Origin of the sequence: Bradyrhizobium sp. (assembly GCF_019242285.1) — a bacterium.
In the GTDB taxonomy this organism is placed as follows: domain Bacteria; phylum Pseudomonadota; class Alphaproteobacteria; order Rhizobiales; family Xanthobacteraceae; genus Bradyrhizobium.
In genome coordinates, this window is record NZ_JAFAVV010000597.1 from 1 (window position 1) to 2,160 (window position 2,160).

At 62.7% G+C, this 2,160-nt stretch carries 3 protein-coding genes; 1 reads left to right on the forward strand and 2 read right to left on the reverse strand.

Annotated elements, in window-relative coordinates; genetic code table 11:
• Nucleotides 1-76: 76 nt before the first annotated feature.
• Together JOY90_RS24440 and JOY90_RS24445 are read right to left on the reverse strand one after the other, a co-directional pair.
• Entirely contained in the window at nucleotides 77-601 is a 525-nt protein-coding gene (locus JOY90_RS24440) for a prepilin peptidase (RefSeq protein WP_291693678.1), read from the reverse strand.
• A 316-nt stretch (nucleotides 602-917) separates the two neighbouring features.
• Nucleotides 918-1,082 (reverse strand): Flp family type IVb pilin, encoded by a 165-nt coding sequence (locus JOY90_RS24445; RefSeq protein ID WP_291693679.1) that lies wholly within the window; start codon nucleotides 1,080-1,082, stop codon nucleotides 918-920.
• A 304-nt stretch (nucleotides 1,083-1,386) separates the two neighbouring features.
• On the opposite strand from JOY90_RS24445, the gene JOY90_RS24450 reads away from it, so the two are divergent.
• Nucleotides 1,387-2,160 (forward strand): sterol desaturase family protein (locus JOY90_RS24450; RefSeq protein ID WP_291693680.1); only part of this gene is annotated, 774 nt, incomplete at its 3' end.

The window sequence follows — 2,160 nt, forward strand, 5'->3', positions numbered from 1 at the left end:
AGTTGACCAGCTATTCGTCAAAGCATGGTTAATGAGGCGTATCTAAATCGCCTTAACGGCCGGTTATCCGCGGCGATCAGTGCAGCGCGAAGCGTGCAAGGTCGACGGCTTTCACCCATTCCGTATCGGGGTAGGCCATCAGCGCGCCCAGCGCGAGCGCGATGCCGTAGGGGATGCCGCTCTCTTTGGCGTGCAACCGGAGCAGCCATGGCTGGCCGGCGAGCACGTAGGGCAACGGCCACTGGCGGAACTGCAGGAGCAGGAGTGTCAGCGCGCCGCCGAACAGTGACGCGTAGAGCAGGTAGTTCATCAGGTGGCCGAAGCCGAACCAGAGCGCCGCCGTGGCCGCGATCTTCGCATCCCCACCGCCGACCCAGCCCATGGCAAAGCAGCCGAAGGCCGCGACGAGCACGACGGCACCGGCGCCGAGATGGAGCAGCATCTCCCAGGATCCCATGCCGCCGAGCGGAGCGAGCACCAGGAATCCCGCTGCCAGAACGAGCGAGACGCGGTTGGAGATCGTCATGGTGAGCAGGTCGCTCGCGGCCGCGAAGGCAAGGAGCGAGGGAAACAGCAGAAGGCGCGCGATGTCGAGGATCATGGACCGGCTGAGCCTGTTCTGCCCGGGCGAATACGGATCGCGGCATCCTACCGGCGAGTGGTGAACAATTGGAAAACGGAGAACACAGTCACCAGACGCTCAGGATCCGCAAGCCGAGGGAGATCAGGGACAGCACCAGGGCGGAGCAGATCAACTGCACGGCGGCTTGATCCCGGCGCGCGGGGGAAAGGCTTGCTCGTGTCGCCGCCGAGGCGGCCAATTCGGGTTTACGCATACGCAACAGAGCCAGGCGGGGTTGCAAAAACAAAGGCCCCGGGGCATGCCGGGGCCTCTGCTGCCGAGGATCGGCGATCTCTTACTTCAGCGAGCTGTTGATCGAGCTGAACTTGGTGTTCAGCGTGGTGCCGAGGCCGTTGACCACAGCGATGATCGCGAGCGAGATGCCGGCCGCAATCAGGCCGTATTCGATGGCGGTCGCGCCGGATTCATCCTTGACGAAACGCGCAATCAGATTCTTCATGAGCTAAACTCCATGTACACGTGGCTGATCGAACTAGGGTCTGGTCTCGCCGGCGTTCTCAGCACCGTGACCATGGCGCCACCGTAAAAGCCGAGAATTGCGGTGCAGTTAATTCGATCGGATAAACATCCCTGCAATTAGCCGTTGTTGTGCAGAGTAAATTTGTCATTAAGCCGCTTTCCGCGAAGCCGCGTCCCGGGTCGTTCCGGGCTTGCCGCCGCGGCCGGAAATTCCATCATTTCACGCCTCCTTAATCGCGACACGGTAGGGCTTGAAGCCGCCGCGTGACTAGAAGGAGGGGCTCATGTCCGACATGGTCATGGAAGTCGTCGTGATGCTGGGCCACACCATCGAGAAGGTGGTGCCGATCACGCTCGTGCTTGGCGTGACTTTCGCGGTGCTCAGCCATTTCTGGGCCTGCAATCCCGGCGCGCCGTGGTGGCGGCGGCGCGAGCTCGTCACCGACGTCGTCTACTGGTTCTTCGTGCCGGTGTTCGCACGCGTGATCCGCATCGGGCTGTTGATCGTCGGCGCCAGCGTCGTGTTCGGCATTCGCGACGCCGACGACCTGATCGCCTTCTACGACAACGGCCACGGCCCGCTGTCGCAGCTGCCGCTCTGGGTGCAGGCGCTGCTGTTTGTCGTGGCCTCGGACTTCACGCTGTACTGGCTGCACCGGATGTTCCACGGCGGCGAGTTCTGGAAGTACCATGCGGTGCATCATTCCTCCGAGGAGCTCGACTGGATTTCGGCGGCGCGCTTCCATCCGATCAACCTGATCATCGGCACCATCTCGGTCGACGTCGTGCTGCTGATGGCCGGCATCTCGCCCAACATCATGCTCTGGGTCGGTCCGTTCACGACGTTCCATTCCGCCTTCGTGCACGCCAACCTGAACTGGACGCTCGGCCCGTTCAGATACGTGCTGGCGACGCCGGTCTTCCATCGTTGGCACCACACGCCGATGGAGGAGGGCGGCAACACCAATTTCGCCGGGACCTTCCCGGTATGGGACGTGCTGTTCGGGACCTTCCGGATGCCGGAGGGCCGATTGCCGGAGAACTACGGCCGGGATGAA